The following is a 19615-nucleotide window of genomic DNA, read 5'->3' on the forward strand; positions in this document are numbered from 1 at the left end:
GCCCGGCCCCGGCCGCCGTGCCCGGCCCGGCCGCCGGCGAGCTGCCGGCCGCGGCCGGCGCCGCAGCGGCCGCAGGCCCGGCCGCCGAAGGCGCCGCAGTGGGCGAGCTTGCTCGCGCTGTTGGGGCGGGTGGGCAGGGAACAGCCCCCGACCCCGGCCCGCAGGCCGTCGAGGCCGATACCGCCGAGCCCGCCACAGGCGATGCCGGTACGGGTCCGGGGTCCGACCCCGAGACCCCCGCCGACCCCGCCGGAGGCGTCACGGTCGAGGCCGCCCTCGAACTCCTCGCCTCCCCCCTCGGCGGCATGGACGCCGCCGACCTCCGCCGGCTCGGCCGGGCCCTGCGCGACGAGGAGCGCGCCGCAGGCATCAAGGTGCCCGCGCCCTCCGACGTCCTGCTCGCCCGTGCCCTCGCGGAGCCGGAACGGCTCACCGCCCACGACCCCGCCTACGCCCGCGGAGCGCAGCGCCTCGGCCTGCTCCTGCGCAAGGCCCGCGAGCTGCTCCAGGGCGGCGGCACCGCCGAAGAGGCCCTGTGGACCCTCTGGGACGGCACCCCCTGGCCCCAGCGCCTGGAGCGCAGCGCCCGCCGCGGCGGCGCGGCCGGCCGCAACGCCGACCGCGACCTCGACGCCGTCTGCGCCCTCTTCGACACCGCCGCCCGCGCCGAAGAACGCACCGGCGGCCGCGGCGCCCTCAACTTCCTCGAACAGCTCGAAGCCGAGGACATCGCCGCCGACACCCTCACCACCCGCGCCGTCCGCCCCGACGCGGTCCGGCTGATGACCGCCCACCGCTCCAAGGGCCTGGAGTGGTCCCTCGTCGTCGTCGCCGGCGTCCAGGAGGGCCTGTGGCCCGACCTCCGCCGTCGCGGCTCCCTCCTGGAGGCCGACCGCATCGGCCGCGACGGCCTCGCCGAGCCCCTCACCCCCGGCGCGCTCCTCGCGGAGGAGAGAAGGCTCTTCTACGTCGCCGCCACCCGCGCCCGCGACCGCCTCGTCGTCACCGCCGTCAAGGCCCCCGCCGAGGACGGCGACCAGCCCTCCCGCCTCCTCACCGAACTCGGCGTCACCCCCCGCGACGTCACCGGCCGCCCCCGCCGCCCCCTCGCCGTCCCGGCGCTCGTCGCCGAGCTGCGCGCCACCACCGTCGACCCCGACGCCTCGCCCGCCCTGCGCGACGCGGCCGCCCGCCGCCTCGCCCGCCTCGCCGCGCTCACCGACGACGAGGACCGCCCCCTGGTCCCCGCCGCGCACCCGCAGCGCTGGTGGGGCCTGTACGAGCCCACCCGCAGCAGCGTCCCGCTGCGCGACCGGGACCGGCCCGTCGCCCTCTCCGGCAGCGCCCTGGACCAGCTCGCCAACACCTGCTCCCTCCAGTGGTTCCTCGGCCGCGAGGTCAAGGCCGACGCCCCCTCCACCGCCGCCCAGGGCTTCGGCAACGTCGTCCACGTCCTCGCCGACGAGGTCGCCTCCGGCCGCACCCCCGCCGACCTGGCCGTCCTCATGGAACGCCTCGACTCCGTCTGGGACGCCCTCGCCTTCGACGCCCCCTGGAAGTCCCACCAGGAGAAGGACAACGCCCGCGCCGCACTCGAACGCTTCCTGCGCTGGCACACCACCGACCGCGGGGGCCGGGCGGCCGTGGCCACGGAGCACGAGTTCGACGTCACGCTCGAAGCCGGCGACTACGCCGTCCGGATCCGGGGTTCCATGGACCGGGTCGAATCGGACCCCCAGGGGCGTGCGTACGTCGTCGACTTCAAGACCGGCAAGGCCGCGCCCACGAAGGCCGAGGTCGCGCGCCACCCCCAGCTCGCCGTCTACCAGCTCGCGGTCCGCGAAGGCGCCGTCGACGAGGTCTTCGACGGGCTGCGGCCCGCGCCCGGCGGCGCCGAGCTCGTGCAGCTCCGCCAGGGCGCCGCCGACCCCAAGATCCAGGCCCAGGAGCCGATCGGCGGGGAGTGGGTCGGCGACCTGCTCGCCACTGCCGCCGGCCGGGTCCTCGACGAGCGCTTCGCGCCCGTCACCGGCCGCCAGTGCGACCACTGCTCCTTCCGCAGCTCGTGCAGCGCCCGCCCCGAAGGCCGCCAGACCGTGGAGTGAGACGGCGGGAGACGGCGGGAGACGGCGGGAGACGGGCAGCCGGAGGCGGGCGGCGGGGAGTGTCGGTGGGTGCGGCTAGCCTCTTTACGTGTCCGCGCGTCCGTCCGTCCTCACCGACCCCGAGCAGCTCAAAGAGCTCCTCGGCATCCCCTTCACGCCCGAACAGCTGGCCTGCGCCACCGCCCCGCCCGCCCCGCAGGTCATCGTCGCCGGCGCCGGATCCGGCAAGACCACCGTCATGGCCGCCCGCGTGGTCTGGCTGGTCGGCACGGGCGCGGTCGCGCCCGAGCAGGTCCTCGGCCTGACCTTCACCAACAAGGCCGCCGGCGAGCTGTCCGAGCGCGTACGGAAGGCCCTCGCGCGGGCCGGCATCACCGACCCGGACCCTTCGCCGGCCGACGCCGAGGCGGCCGGCGGCGAACCGCGGATCTCCACCTACCACGCCTTCGCCGGCCAGCTCCTCAAGGACCACGGCCTGCGCATCGGCCTGGAGCCCAGCTCCCGCCTCCTCGCCGACGCCACCCGCTTCCAGCTCGCGGCCAAGGTGCTGCGCGAGGCCCCCGGCCCGTACCCCTCGCTCACCAAGTCCGTCCCCGACCTGGTCGGCGACCTGCTCGCGCTCGACGCCGAGCTCTCCGAGCACCTGGTCGAACCGGACGGGCTGCGGGCCTACGACACCGAGCTGCTCAACACCCTCGCCGACGTCAAGCTCACCAACGAAGACCTCCGCAAGGTGCCGGAGGCCGTGCGCGGCCGCCTCGAACTGCTGGAGCTCGTCGGCCGCTACCGCGCCGCCAAACGCTCCCGCGACCTCTTCGACTTCAGCGACCAGATAGCCCTCTCCGCGCGGCTCGCCACCACCCGCCCGGAGGTCGGCGCACTGCTGCGCGAGGAATTCAGGGTCGTGCTCCTGGACGAGTACCAGGACACCTCGGTCGCCCAGCGCCTCCTGCTCGCCGGCCTCTTCGGCGCGGGCAGCGGCCACGCCGTGACCGCCGTCGGCGACCCCTGCCAGGCCATCTACGGCTGGCGCGGCGCCTCCGTGGCCAACCTCGACGACTTCCCCGAACACTTCCCGCAGCCCGACGGGACCCCCGCCACCCGGTTCTCGCTCAGCGAGAACCGGCGCAGCGGCGGCCGCCTGCTCGACCTCGCCAACGGGCTCGCCGCCCCCCTGCGTGCCATGCACGAGGGGGTCGAGGCGCTGCGCCCGGCGCCCGACGCGGCGGGCGCCGGCTTCGTCCGGGCCGCCCTGCTGGAGACGCACGCCGAGGAGCTGGACTGGCTCGCGGACTCCGTCGCGCACCTGGTCCGGACCGGTACGGAGCCGCGCGAGATCGCCGTACTGTGCCGGTCCGCCGGGGACTTCGCGCGGATCCAGGCCGTCCTGGTCGAGCGGGACGTCCCGGTGGAAGTGGTCGGCCTCTCGGGACTGCTCCACCTGCCCGAGGTCGCGGACCTCGTCGCCGTCTGCGAGGTCCTCCAGGACCCCGGCGCCAACGCCTCCCTCGTCCGGCTCCTCATCGGCCCGCGCTGGCGCATCGGCGCCCGGGACCTGGCGCTGCTGGGCCGCCGCGCCCGGCTGCTGGTGGGCCGGTCGCCGGCCGAAGCGGATCCGGACGAACGGCTGGCGGCGGCGGTGGAGGGGGTCGACCCGGCGGAGATCGTGTCGCTGGCCGACGCGTTGGAGACCTTCCTCGACGGCGCGGGAGCCGCCCCGGACGACCTCCCCTTCTCGGCGGAGGCCCGGGTCCGCTTCGCGCACCTCGCGCAGGAACTGCGCGACCTGCGCCGCTCCCTCGCCGACCCCCTGATGGACGTCCTGCACCGGGTGCTGACCGCGACGGGCCTGGAGGTGGAGCTCTCGGCCTCCCCGCACGCCCTGGCGGCCCGCCGCCGCGAGACGCTGTCGAACTTCATGGACGTCGCCGCGGGCTTCGCCGCCCTGGACGGCGAGGCGACCCTGCTCGCCTTCCTCGCCTTCCTGCGCACGGCCGCCCAGTACGAGAAGGGCCTGGACCACGCCCTGCCCGGCGGCGAGAACACGGTCAAGGTCCTGACGGCCCACAAGTCGAAGGGCCTGGAGTGGGACGTGGTCGTCGTCCCCGATCTCTGCGCGGGATCCTTCCCGAAGGAGAAGGCGCCGGAGTCCTGGACCTCGTACGCGAAGGTGCTCCCGTACGCGCTGCGCGGCGACGCGGCCACCCTGCCCGAGGTCCCGGCGTGGAACTCGGCCGGCCTGAAGGCCTTCAAGGCATCCCTGAAGGACCACAAGGCCACGGAGGAACTCCGCCTCGGCTACGTCACGTTCACCCGCCCCCGCTCCCTCCTCCTGGCCTCGGGCCACTGGTGGGGCCCGACCCAGAAGAAGCGCCGCGGCCCGTCCGCCTTCCTGACCGCCCTGTACGAGCACTGCGCGGCCGGGTTCGGCGAGATCGAAGCCTGGGCGGACGAGCCGGCCCCGGACGCGGAGAACCCGGCCCTCGCCGACGCCTCCACCCCGGACCGCTCCTGGCCCCTCCCCCTGGACCCGACCTCCCTCACCCTGCGCCGCGAGGCGGCGGCCCTGGTGGAGTCCTACCTGGCGACCCCGCCCCCGCCGGAGGACGACCCCTACCTCTGGCCCCCGCACTGCGACGACCCGTCCTACGAGGACGAGCCCGCATGGCCCTCGGGAGCCGTCCCGGACCCGGAGGACCCCTGGGCGGGCGAGCCCTGGGCCCTGGAGCCCCGGGGCGGCGCGCCCGCGCCCGGGCCGGAAGGCCCCGCCCCTGACGGGGGTCCTGACCCCGAGGACCCCTGGTCGACGGAGCCCCCGAGCCCGGGCGGCGCAGTCGTGCCCGCGGCTGCCGCCCCGCTTGACGACGACCTCTGGCCGGAGGCCGACCTCTGGGCCCCGTCCGGCCCCCGACCTGGCGACGGCGCGGCCGGGACCGCAGCAGCCGGGACCGCCGCCGAACCCGGCCCGCTTGACGACGACCTCTGGCCGGAGGCCGACCTCCGGGCCCCGTCCGGCCCCCGACTTGGCGACGGCGCGGCCGGGACCGCCGCCGGACCCGCCCCGCTTGACGACGACCTCTGGCCGGAGGCCGACCTCCGGGCCCCGTCCGGCCCCCGACTCGGCGACGGCGCAGCCGGGACGGCAGCCGGACCCGGCGCCGGGACCGCCGCCGGACCCGCTCCCCGTACCGCCGCCGGACCCGCGGCCCTGACCCCCGAAGAGGCGCGGGCCATCGACTCCTGGGACCGGGACCTCGAAGCCCTGGAGGGCGAGCTCCGCCGTGCCCGCGCCGCCGTGCGCGACGTCGAGCTGCCCGCCGCGCTCTCCGCCAGCCAGCTGCTCCGCCTCGCCGCCGACGAGCACGGCTTCGTCCGCGAGCTCGCCCGCCCCATGCCCAAGCCCCCCCAGCCCGCCGCCCGCCAGGGCACCCGCTTCCACGCCTGGGTCGAGTCCCGCTTCGACGAGCTCCCGCTCCCCCTCCTCGACGTCCTCGACCCCGCCACCGAGCTCCCCGGCTCCGACCAGGAGATCGCCGACGAGGCCGACCTCGACTCCCTCAAGGCCGCCTTCGAGCGCAGCGAATACGCCGACCGCCCGCCCCACCGCATGGAGGCCCCGGTCCAGCTCACCCTCGCCGGCCGCGTCATCCGCGGCCGGATCGACGCCGTGTACCGCACGGACACCGGCTACGAGATCGTCGACTGGAAGACCGGCCGCACCACCGAGGCCGACCCCCTCCAGCTCGCCGTCTACCGCCTTGCCTGGGCCGAAGCCACCGGAACCCCCCTCGACCGGGTCACCGCCGCCTTCCTCCACGTCCGCAGCGGCCGCGTGATCCGCCCCCGCGACCTCCCCGACCGGGCCCGCCTTGAGCGGATCCTCCAAGGCGAACCGGGCCCGGACGGTGCCCATCAGGTGGACAGCTAGGCTCGTGGGCATGAGCGACACCCCGCCGGACAGCGTCGTCCGCACGTACATCGACACCCACCGCGCCGCCTTCCTCGACGACCTCGCCGAGTGGCTCCGCATCCCCTCCGTCTCGGCCCAGCCCGAGCACGCGGGCGACGTACGCCGCAGCGCGGAATGGCTCGCCGCGAAGCTCAAGGAGACCGGCTTCCCGGTCGCCGAGGTCTGGACCCCTTCTGATTCAAAGACGGGCCCCGGCGCGCCCGCCGTCTTCGCCGAGTGGCCGAGCGAGGACCCGGCGGCGCCGACCGTCCTCGTCTACGGGCACCACGACGTGCAGCCCGCCGCCCTCGCCGACGGCTGGCACACCGACCCGTTCGAGCCGGTGGTCCAGGGCGGCCGCATGTACGGCCGCGGCGCCGCAGACGACAAGGGCCAGGTCTTCTTCCACACCCTCGGGGTGCGCGCCCACCTGGCGGCCACCGGCGCCGCCGCGCCCGCCGTGCACCTCAAGCTCCTCATCGAGGGCGAGGAGGAGTCCGGCTCCATCCACTTCCGCGCCCTCGTCGAGCGCGAGGCGGAGCGGCTCGCCGCCGATGTCGTGATCGTCTCCGACACCGGCATGTGGTCCGAGACCACCCCCACCGTCTGCACCGGCATGCGCGGCGTCGCCGACTGCGAGATCGACTTCCACGGCCCGGACCAGGACATCCACTCCGGCGCCTTCGGCGGGGCCGTGCCCAATCCGGCCACCGTCGCCGCCCGCCTGGTCGCGGCCCTGCACGACGCCGACGAACGGGTCACCATCCCCGGCTTCTACGACAACATCACGGAGCTGACCGACGCCGAGCGCCGGCTGATCGCGGAGCTCCCCTTCGACGAGTCCGAGTGGCTCCGTACGGCCAAGTCCCACGCGGCCTCGGGCGAGAAGGGCTACTCCACCCTGGAGCGGGTCTGGGCCCGCCCGACCGCCGAGGTCAACGGCATCGGCGGCGGCTACCAGGGCCCCGGCGGCAAGACCATCGTGCCCGCCTCCGCCCACCTGAAGCTCTCGTTCCGCCTGGTGTCCGGGCAGGACCCGTACGAGGTCGAGGCGGCCGTCCGCGACTGGGTCGCGGCCCGGATCCCGGACGGAATCCGGCACTCCATCGTCTTCGGCGCGCCCACCCGCCCGTGCCTGACCCCGCTGGACCACCCGGCGCTGCAGTCGGTCGTACGGTCCATGGGCCGCGCCTTCGGCCAGGAGGTCCGCTTCACCCGCGAGGGCGGATCCGGCCCCGCGGCCGACCTCCAGGACGTCCTGGACGCGCCCGTCCTCTTCCTCGGCATCTCCGTCCCGTCCGACGGCTGGCACTCGCCGAACGAGAAGGTCGAGCTGGACCTGCTCCTCAAGGGCGTCGAGACGACCGCCTACCTGTGGGGCGACCTCGCCGCCCACTGGAAGGCCGCCTGACCGGCCGACCCGCACCCACCACACGAGTCACCGAGCCTGCCTTGTCCCACCATCGGGGGAGTTGGAAGTACCTGTGAGCACCCATACCGAGCGCCCTCTCTCGCTCGCCGCGCCCAGCGGGATCGACCGTGCCGCGCACCACCGCCTCGACGAGGCCTGGCTCGCCGCCGCCTGGAGCCACCCGACGACCCGCGTCTTCGTCGTCTCCGGCGGCCAGGTCCTGATCGACGACACCCCCGACGGGGGCACCGGCATCGTCATGACCCCGGCCTTCGAGGCCCCGGTCACCGAGACGCACCGCTACTTCCTGGGCACCGACGAGGACGGCGTACGGTACTTCGCGCTGCAGAAGGACTCGCTGCCCGGCCGCATGGACCAGTCGGCCCGCCCGGCCGGCCTGCGCGAGGCCGGACTGCTGCTGAACCCGCGCGACGCCGGGCTGATGGTGCACGCGGTGGCCCTGGAGAACTGGCAGCGGATGCACCGCTTCTGCTCCCGCTGCGGCGAGCGCACGGTGGTCGCGGCGGCCGGGCACATCCGCCGCTGCCCGGGCTGCGGCGCGGAGCACTACCCGCGCACCGACCCGGCCGTGATCATGCTGGTCACGGACGACCAGGACCGCGCGCTGCTGGGCCGCCAGGTGCACTGGCCCGAGGGCCGGTTCTCCACCCTCGCGGGCTTCGTCGAGCCGGGCGAGTCGATCGAGCAGTCCGTCGTCCGCGAGGTGTGGGAGGAGGCGGGCGTCAAGGTCGGCGAGGTCGAGTACGTGGCCAGCCAGCCGTGGCCCTTCCCGTACAGCCTGATGCTGGGCTTCACGGCCCGCGCCACCACCTCGGAGATCAACGTCGACGGCGAGGAGATCCAGGAGGCCCGCTGGTTCTCCCGCGAGGAGCTGCGCGAGGCGTTCGAGTCCGGCGAGGTCGTCCCCCCGTCGGGCATCTCCATCGCGGCCCGCCTGGTCGAGCTCTGGTACGGAAAGCCCCTCCCGAAGCCCGCTCCGGCCGCCTGACGCGCCCCGGGCATGCAGAAGGCCCCCGCCGCGGCGGGGGCCACTCTGTGTGCGAGGAGGCCGGTCAGACGGCGAGCGCCTGCTTGACCTGGGCCAGGCTCGGGTTCGTCATGACCGACTCGCTGCCGGCCTGGGACACCACGAGGACGGTGGGAACCGTCTGGTTGCCGCCGTTCGCCTTCTCGACGAACGCCGCGGACTCGGGGTCCAGCTCGATGTTGATCTCGTTGTACGCGATGCCTTCCCGGTCCAGCTGGGACTTCAGCCGGCGGCAGTAGCCGCACCAGGTCGTGCTGTACATCGTCACGGAACCCTTGTCCTGCATGCTGCGGTCTCCTCTGTGGGGTCTCGGCGGTCTCGGGGGCCTCGGTGGTCCGAGTACTCGAACGTACGGCACCGCGCCGCCATTCCCGTACGAGAGGTGCGGCCGGTCCGTCGGCCCGTCCGGTCCGTCCGGTGCGCCACGGGGCGGCGACCCGGCGTGACGATCCGGCGGCGACCGGTGTGACAAGTACGACGGACAAGGGCGCCCTGTGGACAAGTTTCCCGCCCGACCCACGAGACCTGGCAGCATGGCGGGGTGACAGCAGCAACGCACTCCTCATCCTTCTCCGCCGCCGCCGACTCGGCGGACGCGGTGCTCCTGGGCCTGGACCCGGAGCAGCGCGAGGTCGCCACGACCCTGCGCGGACCGGTGTGCGTGCTGGCGGGCGCCGGCACCGGCAAGACCCGCGCGATCACCCACCGCATCGCCTACGGAGTCCGGTCCGGCCAGCTCATGCCGGCCAGTGTGCTGGCCGTCACCTTCACCAACCGCGCCGCCGGCGAGATGCGCGGCCGCCTGCGCACCCTCGGCGCGGGCGGGGTCCAGGCCCGGACCTTCCACTCCGCCGCCCTGCGCCAGCTCCAGTACTTCTGGCCCAAGGCGGTCGGCGGCGACGTCCCCCGGCTGCTGGAGCGCAAGATCCAGTTCGTCGCCGAGGCCGGCGCGCGCTGCCGCATCCGCCTCGACCGAAACGAGCTGCGCGACGTCACCGGCGAGATCGAGTGGGCCAAGGTCACCCAGACCGTGCCGGCCGACTATCCGGCGGCCGCCCTCAAGGCGGGCCGCGAGGCCCCCCGGGACATGGCCGAGATCGCCCAGATCTACGGGACGTACGAGCAGCTCAAGCGCGACCGCGGCATGATCGACTTCGAGGACGTGCTGCTCCTGACCGTGGGCATCCTCCAGGATCGTCACGACATCGCCGAGCAGATCCGCACCCAGTACCAGCACTTCGTCGTCGACGAGTACCAGGACGTCAGCCCGCTCCAGCAGCGGCTGCTCGACCTCTGGCTCGGCGAGCGCGACAGCCTGTGCGTCGTCGGCGACGCGAGCCAGACGATCTACTCCTTCACCGGCGCCACCCCCGACCACCTGCTGAACTTCCGCAACCGCTACCCGCAGGCCACCGTCGTCAAGCTGGTCCGCGACTACCGCTCCACCCCGCAGGTGGTCCACCTCGCCAACGGCCTGCTGAACCAGGCGAAGGGCCGCGCCGCCGAGCACCGCCTCGAACTGGTCTCCCAGCGCGAGCCCGGCCCCGACCCCGTCTACGCCGAGTACCCGGACGAGCCCGCCGAGGCCGAGGGCGTCGCCGCGCGGATCCGCGACCTGATCGCGGCGGGCGTCCCGGCCGGCGAGATCGCCGTGCTCTTCCGCATCAACGCCCAGTCCGAGGTCTACGAGCAGGCCCTCGCCGACGCCGGGGTCCCGTACCAGCTGCGCGGAGCCGAGCGGTTCTTCGAGCGCCAGGAGGTCCAGAAGGCCATTCTCGCGCTGCGCGGAGCCGCCCGTTCCGGCGGGAACGACCCGCTGCTCGACGACGTCGTGGAGCTCGGCTCCCAGGTCCGGGCCGTGCTCAGCTCCACCGGCTGGTCCAACGAGCCGCCGGCCGGCTCCGGAGCCGTGCGCGACCAGTGGGAATCGCTCGCCGCGCTGGTCCGGCTCGCCGAGGACTTCGCCCGCACCCGGCCCGCCGCCACCCTGGCGGACCTCACGATCGAGCTCGACGAGCGCAAGGCCGCCCAGCACGCCCCGACGGTCCAGGGCGTCACCCTGGCCTCGCTGCACGCGGCGAAGGGCCTGGAGTGGGACGCCGTGTTCCTCGTCGGCCTCACCGACGGCATGGTGCCGATCACCTACGCCAAGACCGACGAGCAGGTCGAGGAGGAGCGCCGGCTGCTCTATGTCGGCGTCACCCGGGCCCGCTTGCACCTGACGCTCTCCTGGGCGCTCTCCCGGGCTCCGGGCGGCCGGGCCTCCCGACGCCCCAGCCGCTTCCTGAACGGCCTGCGGCCGGGCTCCGCGGCCCCGGGAACGGGGCCGGGCGGCGCGGCCGAGCGGGGGGCCCGCAAGCGCGGCCGCCGCGGCCCCGCGCTGTGCCGGGTCTGCGGCAGGACCCTGACCGAGGCCGGCGAGATGAAGCTGATGCGCTGCGAAGACTGTCCTTCCGACATGGACGAAGGACTCTACGAGCGGCTGAGGGTGTGGCGGTCGGCCCAGTCGAAGGAGCAAGGCCTGCCCCCCTACTGCGTCTTCACGGACAAGACGCTGATGGCGATCGCGGAGGCCGCGCCGTCCGAGGAGGGAGAGCTCTCGATGATCTCCGGAGTGGGCGGCCGCAAGCTCGAGCGGTACGGCGCCGACGTCCTGGCCATCTGTGCAGGTCAGGAGCCCGGGGCCGAGGATTCTGACGACGCGTAGAAACTCGTCGGAAAAATAGTTTGCACATGCCCAGCGAAGACCCATAGGTTCTTAGCAACGGAAACGGTGGCTTCTCCGAAGCCCCGGATCCGTGCTGTACTTATCCGAATACGCATGGGACGGGCCCCCGGGCCACTGTCCCCGAGACGCCGAGAGGAGGCGAGACCAGTGACCAGCTTCATGACCTTCACCAAAATGACCGATCGCTCGGTTGCCGCTTCCTGCCTGCTCGGTTCCGTCTCCCTCCGGGGTACCGGTCTGTCCGCGATTTCCGCTGACAGCCCCGCCGCCCTGCTGGCGACCCTTCCGGTCAGCGAGCGCAATGAGCGACCGATCCAGGCACCGGTGGCAGTACTGGCAGCAGAAGCTCAGGCGCATGGCGCCTATGGGTTCGCGGCCGCCGCCGGTGCCGGATCCCAGACGACGAAGACGAAGACGACGAAGCAGCAGCACCACCTGATGTGGGCCTTCCGTGGGCTCGAACCCTGGAGTGATCCAGTCTGATCGCATGATCAGGCCGGCGCCTTCAGGGCCGCGGAACCCCACCCGGGATCCGCGGCCCTTCTGTTTGCCCCGAACGGGGACGACGGAGCGAAGGGGCCTCGGGACTGGCAAGACCAGTCGGTGAAGCGACGCAGCCCAGCCGCCACCCGGCCAACCGGCCGGAACGACTAGCCGAACAAGACGAGGAAGAAAACACCGTGCAACTCGAAGCGCACGCCCCGTCCGTACCGCAGACCCAAACGATCTCCCCGCCCGCAGTCCCGGAGGACCACGCCTTGACCCCGCTCACCGCGCTGACCGCGCTCGACGACGCCATCGAGAACCTCGGCGTCCCCGTTCCGTGCCGCACCTTCGACCCCGAGGTCTTCTTCGCCGAGTCCCCGGCCGACGTCGAGTACGCCAAGTCCCTCTGCCGGACCTGCCCGCTGGTCGAGGCCTGCCTCGCCGGGGCGATCGAGCGCCGCGAGCCCTGGGGCGTCTGGGGCGGCGAGCTCTTCGTCCAGGGTGTCGTCGTAGCCCGGAAGCGCCCGCGTGGCCGTCCGCGCAAGAACCCGGTTGTCGCGGCATGACCGCCCACGGAACCATCGACCGCCCCCTTACGCACGACCCCTTGAAGCAGGCCCTCATGACCCCCGACACCACGAGCGAGCAGCCGCACGGCTCCGCCCACGCAGACTTCATCACCGCCGGCGCGATCACCTCGCGTCAGAACAGGACCCGCGAAATGCAACTCATCCCAGAAGCCATGGCTCGTGCCCATATGGACGACCGCATGCGTGAGGCCGACGCCGAGCGTCACGCCCTGCGCCTGCTGGCCGCCCGCCGCATGCAGCGGCGAGCCGAGCGCGTCTCGCTGCGCGCCCGGCGTGCGCTGGCCATGGCCGTCATGCACTGATCGCTGACGACCAGCTGAAATCGGCTCCCCGGGGGGACCGGTCCGAACGGACCGGTCCCCCCGGTGCGTTGCGCAGGCCTCTCCGCCACCTACGGGGATATCGTCTGGAGGTGGACCAGCCGACTCCCCACCCCGCCACTCCGGGACCCGAGGCCCAGCCCGTCGTCTGCGCGCGCTGCGGCACACAGTCCCCCCACGGCGCCCCGCCCACCTGGACCTGCTCGGTGGAGAACGGGACGAGACAGTACTTCTGCGTCGACTGCGCCCGGGCCAACCTCCGGGCGATCGAGGGCAGGCTCGACTCCTCCTGGTGGTGACCCGGACCCGCCGTCACTCCGCGCCGTCACTCCGCTGACGAGAACCCGGGCAGCCAGGAGTCCAGTTCGTCCCGCAGCCGCACGGTCGCGCCCAGCTGGCACAGCACGCCGATGGTGCTCAGCGTCACCCGGTGGATCAGCAGGTACGAGGGCGGCAGGTTGATCTGCCGGCCCAACTGGTGTGCGGGGGAGCGCGGATCGGCGATCCGCGCCGCCTGGCCGCGCAGCCACGGCCGGGTGAAGGTGAACTCCTCGGCCTCGGCCGGCTCGATGATCGGCTTCAGGTAGTCCAGCACCGCGTCGGGGTCCAGATCGATGGACTCCTTCACGAACCCCTCAGTGCACAGGTGCCCGTAGACCCCCTCGGCATCACCGTCCAGCGTCATCCGCAGCGACCGGCCGATGGGCTTGGGCCAGCCGCCGGGCAGCCGGTCCACCGTGCCGAAGTCCAGGACCCCCAGCTGCATCCGGCCGTCCGGCGCGGATATCAGCCGGAAGTTGCCCGGGTGCGGGTCCGCGTGCAGCAGCCCGGTGCGCGCCGGGCCGGAGAAGAGGAACCGGGCCAGCAGCTGTCCGGCGCGGTCGCGCTCCTCCTGCGTGCCGTCGGCTATCACCTCCGACAGCGGGGTCCCCTCCATCCACTCGGTCACCAGCACCTGGTCGCCCTGGTGCACGACATCCGGCACGACCACGTCCGGGTCGCCCTCGAACGCGTCCGCGTGCGTCCGCTGGGCCTCGGCCTCCAGCTCGTAGTCGAGCTCCTCCGCGACCCGGTTGCGCAACTCCTTGATCAGCGGCTTGATCTCCATGCCGGGTATCAGCGGCCCCAACAGCCCCGCGAACCGGCCCAGCTGCTTCAGGTCCGACAGCAGCGCCTCACCAGCCCCTGGGTATTGGACCTTGACCGCCACCTGCCGGCCGTCGTGCCACACCGCCCGGTGTACCTGTCCGATGGAGGCAGCCGCGGCCGGCTTGTCCTCGAACTCCTCGAAGAGGTCCCGCCAGTCCGCACCGAGCCGGTCGGCCAGCACCTGGTGCACGGTGGCCGCGGGCAGCGGCGGCGCCGCCTCCTGAAGCTTGGTCAACGCCGCCCGATAGGGCCCCGCGACCTCCTCGGGCAGCGCCGACTCGAAGACCGACAGGGCCTGCCCGAACTTCATGGCACCGCCCTTCAGCTCCCCGAGCGTCCGGAACAACTGCTCGGCGGTGCGGTTCTGAAGCTCGCGCGCCACGATCTCCGCGGACTTGCCCCCGATCCGCTTGCCCAGCCCCCACGTGGCCCGACCCGCAATGCCGAGCGGCAGCGCGGCCAGCTTGACGGTGCGGGTGACCGCCTTCCGGGGAAGATCAGACATGCGCCCCTCCATTTCCCAGACAGCTGCGCCGCAAGCGGCGGTTTCGGGAAGGCCCCTCCGACCCGACAGACCCCGAGCATCCTGTCATGGCCCTCCCGGCCGATCCGCTCCCGATCCTCCTCCCGACCGCTCCAGCGCCGCTGGACCGTCGGCGCCCGCCCCGCACGGGCAGTCGGGGTGGGGGCGAAGGGGGTTCGGCTGCCAGTGGAGGGCCGGGAGGGCGGCCTCCCAGCGGGAGGAGGTGGAGGCGGGCAGTTCGCCGTCGAGGAAGGACAGCGCGTGGGCCGCGGCCAGGCCGGCCACCGCGGTGGACAGGCCCAGGTCGCAGGCGGCGTTGGCTCTTCGGCGGTGGGCCGAGCGCCACTGCACCAGCATCCGCGGCCAGGCCGGATCCAGGTCCACCCGGTCGCGCTCCATGCACCCCGCGCAGGCCGTCGCCCCCGGCAGGACCAGCGGTCCCACCAGCCCGGTGCCCTCCAGTACACCCGCGTACAGGTGCGGGATGCCGGTGGCGACCCAGCCGGCGGCGGTCTCCGGATCGGGGGCCCAGGCCTGCAGCCCGTCGCGCGGCGCGACCACCACCAGGGCGAGCCCGGGCGCCGGCCCCTCGCTCTCCCCGGCCCGCGGGGCGCGTCCGGGTGCGGACTCGCGCACCAGCTTTCCCGCGGCCTCCGCCCGCAGCCGGCCCACGCTTCCGGGGCCCAGCCCGCCCGGGGCCACATCCGCCGGCTCCGCCCGGCCCCCGTCGAGGACTTCGACCCCGCCCACGCCGGCTCCCGCCAGGACCGCGGCGATCAGGGCGCCGACGCGGCCGCTCCCGCGCACCTGGACCCGTATCGCCCGGCGCGCGGCGATGCCCAGCAAGTCCCCGCCCGGTTCCCGGTGGACCAGCGACAGCGAGCCCAGATCGGGCGCCAGCCGCTCCAGGGCCTCCGGCCGCTTGCGCACGGCCTGGGCCCGCGGGCCGCCCGCGGTGGCGTCGTCGAGCAGCCCGGCCCCGGCCAGCCGCCGGACCAGTTCGTCGGCCTGGCCGTCCGGCAGCCCCATGCCCGAGGCCTCGGCCCGCAACAGGTCCATCCCGCGCGTCCCGTCGATGCGGTCGATGAGCGCACCCGTCGCCGTGTCGACGGGACCGAGCACCACCGCGTGCGCGGGAGTCACCCCGAACTGCACCGTCTGCATATCGCGCCAGGCCCGTGCCAGTGCCGGCTTCACCTTCGGATACATGGCCATCCCCCCGCTTCCGATTTCCTCCGCGTTCTCCGTTCTTCCGCAACAGTGCCCGCCCTCCGAAATCCGTGCCGAAGTTTGTCCACAGGCGAGAGGTATTAGGCATATGAGATGGAGAAAAGGGGTCTTCCGTGTACCCGGTGTGAATCGATCATGTTCGAACCCTGGACGGGCGGGACTTCGGCCACGGCTACCGGGTACCGTCGTGGCGTGTCCGCCGACCCACCGCAGCGCGCCGTAGAAGTCCGCCGGAGCGCGCGCCGCCGCAGGACCGTATCCGCCTATCGCGAGGGTGACCGTACGGTCGTCCTCATCCCTGCCCGGATGTCGGAGGCCGAGGAGCAGCGCTGGGTGGGCGTCATGCTCGACAAGCTGGCCGCCCAGGAGAGCAAGCGCACCCTCGGGGACGCGGAACTCACCGAACGCGCCGAGCGTTTGTCCGAGCAGTACTTCAGCGGCCGCGCCCGCCCCCGCTCGGTCCGCTGGGTCACCAACCAGAACACCCGCTGGGGCTCCTGCACCCCGGCCGAGGGCAGCATCCGGCTCTCGCACCGCCTCCAGGGAATGCCGGAGTACGTCGTCGACTACGTGCTCCTGCACGAGCTGGCGCACCTCCTCGTGCCCGGCCACGGGCCCCGCTTCTGGGAGCTGCTGGAGGCGTACCCGCGGACCGAGCGCGCCCGCGGGTACCTGGAGGGCGTGGTCGCGGCCGAGCGGCTGCCCAAAGTGCCCGCCGCTCGCGACGAATAGCCCCGAAGTGACGCAGCGTGATGTGTACCGGGTCGGTACCGGCTTGGCCGGATGTCGGCAGTTGCCGTTAGCCTGAGCGGCACGTATTCACAGTCGGGATGGGGGACGGTCGTTACGTATGGCCAGGGAATTCCAACGCGGCCACAAGGCCAAGATCAGTGATCTGACAGCGGGCACCGATCTGTACGTGGGCGTGCAGATCGCCGGGCCCGGACTCGCCTTCGACATCAGCTGTTTCGGGCTCGACGTGAACGAGCAGCTTTCGGACGACCGCTACTTCGTCTTCTTCAACCAGCCGAAGTCGCCCGAGGAGTCCATCCAGCAGCTCGGCGCCCAGTCCGGCGACACGGAATCCTTCCGGGTGACCCTGGACCGCATTCCGGCCTCCATCCACAAGCTGTCCTTCACCGCCACCATCGACGGTGCCGGGCAGATGTCGCAGATCGGGCCGGGCTACATCCGGATCGTCGCGGGCGGCGAAGAGGTCGTCCGGTACGCCTTCAACGGCTCGGAGTTCACCACCGAGCGGGCCGTCATGCTCGGCGACTTCTACCTCAAGGACGTCTGGCGCTTCGCGGCCGTCGGCCAGGGCTTCGACGGCGGGCTCGACGCGCTGCTGAAGAACTTCGGCGGCGAGGTCGCCGAGGAGCAGCAGCCGCAGCAGCAGGTCCCGCCGCAGGCCGCGGCCGCGGCCGCGCCCGGGTTCGCCCCGCCGCCCCAGGCGGCCGCACCGGCCCCTGCCCCGGCCCCCTCCTTCGGGGCCCCGGCCCCGCAGGCCCCCCAGCCCCCGGCCCCGGCACCCGCTCCGAACTTCGGCGCGCCCGCCCCGGCCCCGCAGGCCCCCGCCCCGCAACCGCAGGCGTACCAGCAGCACACCGCGCCCACGATGGCCGCGCCGCTCGCCCCGCCGGCCCCCGCGCCCTACGGCCAGCCGCCCCAGCAGCAGGCCCCGTACGGCCAGGCGCCCGGCCAGTACCCGGGCCAGGTCCCGCCGCCCGCCCCGGCCCCCGCGCCGTACGGGCAGCAGCCGGGCTACGGCCAGGTGCCGGGCCAGGTCCCGGGCCAGGTACCGGGCCAGGTACCGGGCCAGTTCCCCGGGCAGGTCCCCGGCCAGCAGCCGCCCGCGTACGGCCAGCAGCCCGGCTACGCCCCGCAGGCCGCCGGGGCCGGCCTCGCCGCCGCCCTCCAGCCGTACAAGGAAGCCCCCACCGGCACCCGCTGGACCCCGCAGAACCAGCAGCTCATGCGCGTCGACCTGTCGATGGGCGGCCAGGCCGTCCTCGCCCGCCAGGGCAGCATGGTCCTCTACCAGGGCAAGGTCGACTTCAGCTACAAGGGCGCGGGCTTCGCCGGCCGCATCGTCGGCAACGCCACCGGCCAGGAGATGCAGCTCATGCGCTGCACCGGCCGCGGCCAGGTCTTCCTCGCCGAGAACGGCGCGCACCTGCACGCCATCGAGCTCCAGGGCGACGGGATCTGCGTCTCCGCCGAGGCCGTCCTCGCCTTCGACGAGTCGCTCCAGCACGAGGTCCGCCGCATCGAGGGCCACGGCATCCCCGGTGGCGCCCTGTTCACCATGCAGTTCCAGGGCACGGGCACGGTGATCGTCAAGACGCACGGCGTCCCGGTCGTCCTGCCCGTCACCCCGACCACCTTCGCGGACAGCAACGCCATCGTCGCGTGGTCCTCCGCCTCCCAGGTGATCCTTTCCAGCCAGGTCCGGCTCCGGCGCAACGCCTACCCCGGCCACAGCGGGGAGACCGTGAACCTCCAGTTCCGCGGCGCTCCCGGCAACTTCATCGTCGTCCAGCCGTACGAGGTCTGAGGGAGCCCGACATGAACGCAATGAACCAGCAGCTCGCGGGATACGCCCCGACCCCCGTCACGGCCCGCATGGAGAACCACGGCCGGGCCATGCTCAAGGTCGCCATGCAGAGCGGCCAGGACCTCTTCGCCCGCACCGGCTCGATGGTCGCCTACGAGGGCTTCGTGCAGTACGAGCCCAACCCGCCGGCCGTCCGCCAGATGGCCTCGCAGTGGCTCACCGGCGAAGGCGCACCGCTGATGAAGTGCACCGGCGACGGCCTGCTCTACCTCGCCGACTACGGCGCGGACGTCGTCGTCATCAACCTCAACAACGACTCGCTGTCGGTCAACGGCACCAACCTGCTCGCCTTCGACGCGCACCTCCAGTGGGGCGTCGAGCGGGTCAAGGGCCTCGCCAAGTTCGCCGGCCAGGGCCTGTTCAACGTGCAGATCGCGGGCACCGGCTGGGTCGCGATCACCTCCCGCGGCACCCCGATCGTCGTCGACTGCGGTCGCGGCGAGGACGAGACGTACGTCGACCCCGACGCGCTCGTCGCGTGGTCGCCGAACCTCAAGGTGAAGGGGAAGCGCAGCTTCAAGGCCTCGTCGATGATCGGCCGGGGCAGCGGGGAGGCCTACCAGATGGCCTTCTCCGGCCAGGGCATCGTCGTCGTACAGCCCAGCGAGGACAGCACCGACCGGCTCCGGGTCCGGGGCTGAGGGGGAGCGGACACATCATGCAGAGCTCACTTTTCGCCCACGCCGAGGCGCAGTCCCAGGAGCGGTACGCCGTCCAGAACCCGCAGCTGCTGCGGGTCACCCTGGCCGGCTCCGACGACGTACTCGCCCGCAAGGGTGCGATGGTCGCCTACCAGGGACTCATCGACTTCGACGGCGAGTACCAGACCTCCAACCAGCGCCGGGCCCGCGCCCGCACCGGTGAGGGCCTGGACCTCATGCGCTGCTCCGGGCAGGGCACGGTCTACCTGGCCAACCTGGCCCAGTACGTGCACGTCGTGGACGTGGACCAGGACGGCCTGACCGTGGACAGCAGCTACGTCCTGGCCCTGGACTCCACCCTGCACACCGAGGTCATCGCGGTGGACAGCCAGTACGGGATCTCCGGGTCCGGCAAGTACCAGCTCAACATCACCGGCCGCGGCAAGGTCGCCCTGATGACCTCCGGGCAGCCGCTGATGATGCAGGTCACGCCCGACAAGTACGTCAACGCCGACGCGGACGCGATCGTCGCCTGGTCCACCTCCCTGCGGGTGCAGATGCAGGCGCAGACGCACTCCAGCGGAGTCTGGCGGCGGCGCGGCAACACCGGCGAGGGCTGGGAGCTGAGCTTCCTCGGCACCGGCTTCGCGCTGGTGCAGCCCAGCGAGGTGCTGCCGCCGCAGAACGCCCAGCTCGGCCAGGGCGTCGCGGCGCAGTTCGGCGTGGGCCAGCACGGCTCCCACGCGCAGAACCAGAACAACGCCTGGAACTAGCCGGTCCGGGAGGTACGGCGAAGGGGCGGTCCCGAGGAGGGACCG

Annotated in this window: 16 protein-coding genes; 13 read left to right on the forward strand and 3 right to left on the reverse strand. The window is 73.4% G+C overall.

The features are described 5' to 3' along the window. The 4 genes from ACFWBN_RS06050 to nudC form a co-directional block, all read left to right on the forward strand. On the forward strand, positions 1-2105 hold a 2105-nt coding region (locus ACFWBN_RS06050; RefSeq protein ID WP_385171265.1), incomplete at its 5' end, for a PD-(D/E)XK nuclease family protein. Positions 2106-2193: 88 nt separating this feature from the next. Next, entirely contained in the window at positions 2194-6033 is a 3840-nt protein-coding gene (locus ACFWBN_RS06055) for a UvrD-helicase domain-containing protein (protein WP_385171269.1), read from the forward strand. A 10-nt stretch (positions 6034-6043) separates the two neighbouring features. Further along, positions 6044-7465: a dipeptidase gene (locus ACFWBN_RS06060; RefSeq protein WP_385171272.1), complete on the forward strand. Its 1422-nt coding sequence runs from the start codon at positions 6044-6046 to the stop codon at positions 7463-7465. A 61-nt stretch (positions 7466-7526) separates the two neighbouring features. Then, on the forward strand, positions 7527-8474 hold the full coding sequence (gene nudC / locus ACFWBN_RS06065; RefSeq protein ID WP_385171274.1) for an NAD(+) diphosphatase: 948 nt from the start codon (positions 7527-7529) through the stop codon (positions 8472-8474). A 64-nt stretch (positions 8475-8538) separates the two neighbouring features. Here nudC and ACFWBN_RS06070 read toward each other — a convergent pair whose 3' ends face one another. After that, entirely contained in the window at positions 8539-8799 is a 261-nt protein-coding gene (locus ACFWBN_RS06070; protein WP_385171277.1) for a mycoredoxin, read from the reverse strand. Between the two features lie 255 nt (positions 8800-9054). On the opposite strand from ACFWBN_RS06070, the gene ACFWBN_RS06075 reads away from it, so the two are divergent. The 5 genes from ACFWBN_RS06075 to ACFWBN_RS06095 all read left to right on the forward strand — a co-directional run bounded on the left by ACFWBN_RS06075 (position 9055) and on the right by ACFWBN_RS06095 (position 12936). Further along, positions 9055-11220: an ATP-dependent DNA helicase UvrD2 gene (locus tag ACFWBN_RS06075; protein ID WP_385171280.1), complete on the forward strand. Its 2166-nt coding sequence runs from the start codon at positions 9055-9057 to the stop codon at positions 11218-11220. 168 nt (positions 11221-11388) lie between these two features. Next, complete coding sequence (locus ACFWBN_RS06080) at positions 11389-11724, forward strand: hypothetical protein (protein WP_385171282.1); 336 nt, start codon at positions 11389-11391, stop codon at positions 11722-11724. 197 nt (positions 11725-11921) lie between these two features. Next, positions 11922-12293, forward strand: a complete 372-nt coding sequence (locus ACFWBN_RS06085; protein WP_385171285.1) for a WhiB family transcriptional regulator — start codon at positions 11922-11924, stop codon at positions 12291-12293. Further along, positions 12290-12619 (forward strand): hypothetical protein, encoded by a 330-nt coding sequence (locus tag ACFWBN_RS06090; RefSeq protein WP_385171288.1) that lies wholly within the window; start codon positions 12290-12292, stop codon positions 12617-12619. The genes ACFWBN_RS06085 and ACFWBN_RS06090 overlap by 4 nt, the downstream gene beginning before the upstream one ends. A 110-nt stretch (positions 12620-12729) precedes the next feature. Further along, positions 12730-12936, forward strand: coding sequence for a hypothetical protein (locus ACFWBN_RS06095; protein WP_385171291.1), 207 nt, complete (start codon positions 12730-12732; stop codon positions 12934-12936). Positions 12937-12962: 26 nt separating this feature from the next. Here ACFWBN_RS06095 and ACFWBN_RS06100 read toward each other — a convergent pair whose 3' ends face one another. Both ACFWBN_RS06100 and ACFWBN_RS06105 read right to left on the reverse strand, forming a co-directional pair. After that, positions 12963-14291: an ABC1 kinase family protein gene (locus ACFWBN_RS06100; RefSeq protein WP_385171294.1), complete on the reverse strand. Its 1329-nt coding sequence runs from the start codon at positions 14289-14291 to the stop codon at positions 12963-12965. 84 nt (positions 14292-14375) lie between these two features. After that, a complete protein-coding gene (locus ACFWBN_RS06105; protein ID WP_385171846.1) occupies positions 14376-15518 on the reverse strand; it encodes a ThiF family adenylyltransferase in 1143 nt (380 codons plus the stop codon). 156 nt (positions 15519-15674) lie between these two features. Between ACFWBN_RS06105 and ACFWBN_RS06110 the strand changes: the two genes are divergently transcribed. The 4 genes from ACFWBN_RS06110 to ACFWBN_RS06125 all read left to right on the forward strand — a co-directional run bounded on the left by ACFWBN_RS06110 (position 15675) and on the right by ACFWBN_RS06125 (position 19570). Beyond that, on the forward strand, positions 15675-16271 hold the full coding sequence (locus tag ACFWBN_RS06110) for a M48 family metallopeptidase (protein WP_385171297.1): 597 nt from the start codon (positions 15675-15677) through the stop codon (positions 16269-16271). 118 nt (positions 16272-16389) lie between these two features. After that, positions 16390-18096: a TerD family protein gene (locus ACFWBN_RS06115; RefSeq protein ID WP_385171300.1), complete on the forward strand. Its 1707-nt coding sequence runs from the start codon at positions 16390-16392 to the stop codon at positions 18094-18096. A gap of 20 nt (positions 18097-18116) precedes the next feature. Then, positions 18117-18797 (forward strand): AIM24 family protein, encoded by a 681-nt coding sequence (locus tag ACFWBN_RS06120; protein ID WP_385171849.1) that lies wholly within the window; start codon positions 18117-18119, stop codon positions 18795-18797. 17 nt (positions 18798-18814) lie between these two features. Then, a complete protein-coding gene (locus ACFWBN_RS06125; protein ID WP_385171303.1) occupies positions 18815-19570 on the forward strand; it encodes an AIM24 family protein in 756 nt (251 codons plus the stop codon). The last annotated feature ends 45 nt before the right edge of the window (positions 19571-19615 follow it).

Origin of the sequence: Streptomyces sp. NPDC059989 (assembly GCF_042736975.1) — a bacterium.
Classification (GTDB): domain Bacteria; phylum Actinomycetota; class Actinomycetes; order Streptomycetales; family Streptomycetaceae; genus Streptomyces.

Excerpts from the sequence above, each read along its gene's own strand:
- ACFWBN_RS06100 (WP_385171294.1), bottom strand. The coding sequence starts at position 14,291 with ATGTCTGATCTTCCCCGGAAGGCGGTCACCCGCACCGTCAAGCTGGCC.
- ACFWBN_RS06105 (WP_385171846.1), bottom strand. The coding sequence starts at position 15,518 with ATGTATCCGAAGGTGAAGCCGGCACTGGCACGGGCCTGGCGCGATATG.
- ACFWBN_RS06120 (WP_385171849.1), top strand. The coding sequence starts at position 18,117 with ATGAACCAGCAGCTCGCGGGATACGCCCCGACCCCCGTCACGGCCCGC.
- ACFWBN_RS06125 (WP_385171303.1), top strand. The coding sequence starts at position 18,815 with ATGCAGAGCTCACTTTTCGCCCACGCCGAGGCGCAGTCCCAGGAGCGG.
- ACFWBN_RS06090 (WP_385171288.1), top strand. The coding sequence starts at position 12,290 with ATGACCGCCCACGGAACCATCGACCGCCCCCTTACGCACGACCCCTTG.
- ACFWBN_RS06070 (WP_385171277.1), bottom strand. The coding sequence starts at position 8,799 with ATGCAGGACAAGGGTTCCGTGACGATGTACAGCACGACCTGGTGCGGC.
- ACFWBN_RS06060 (WP_385171272.1), top strand. The coding sequence starts at position 6,044 with ATGAGCGACACCCCGCCGGACAGCGTCGTCCGCACGTACATCGACACC.
- ACFWBN_RS06115 (WP_385171300.1), top strand. The coding sequence starts at position 16,390 with ATGGCCAGGGAATTCCAACGCGGCCACAAGGCCAAGATCAGTGATCTG.
- ACFWBN_RS06110 (WP_385171297.1), top strand. The coding sequence starts at position 15,675 with ATGTTCGAACCCTGGACGGGCGGGACTTCGGCCACGGCTACCGGGTAC.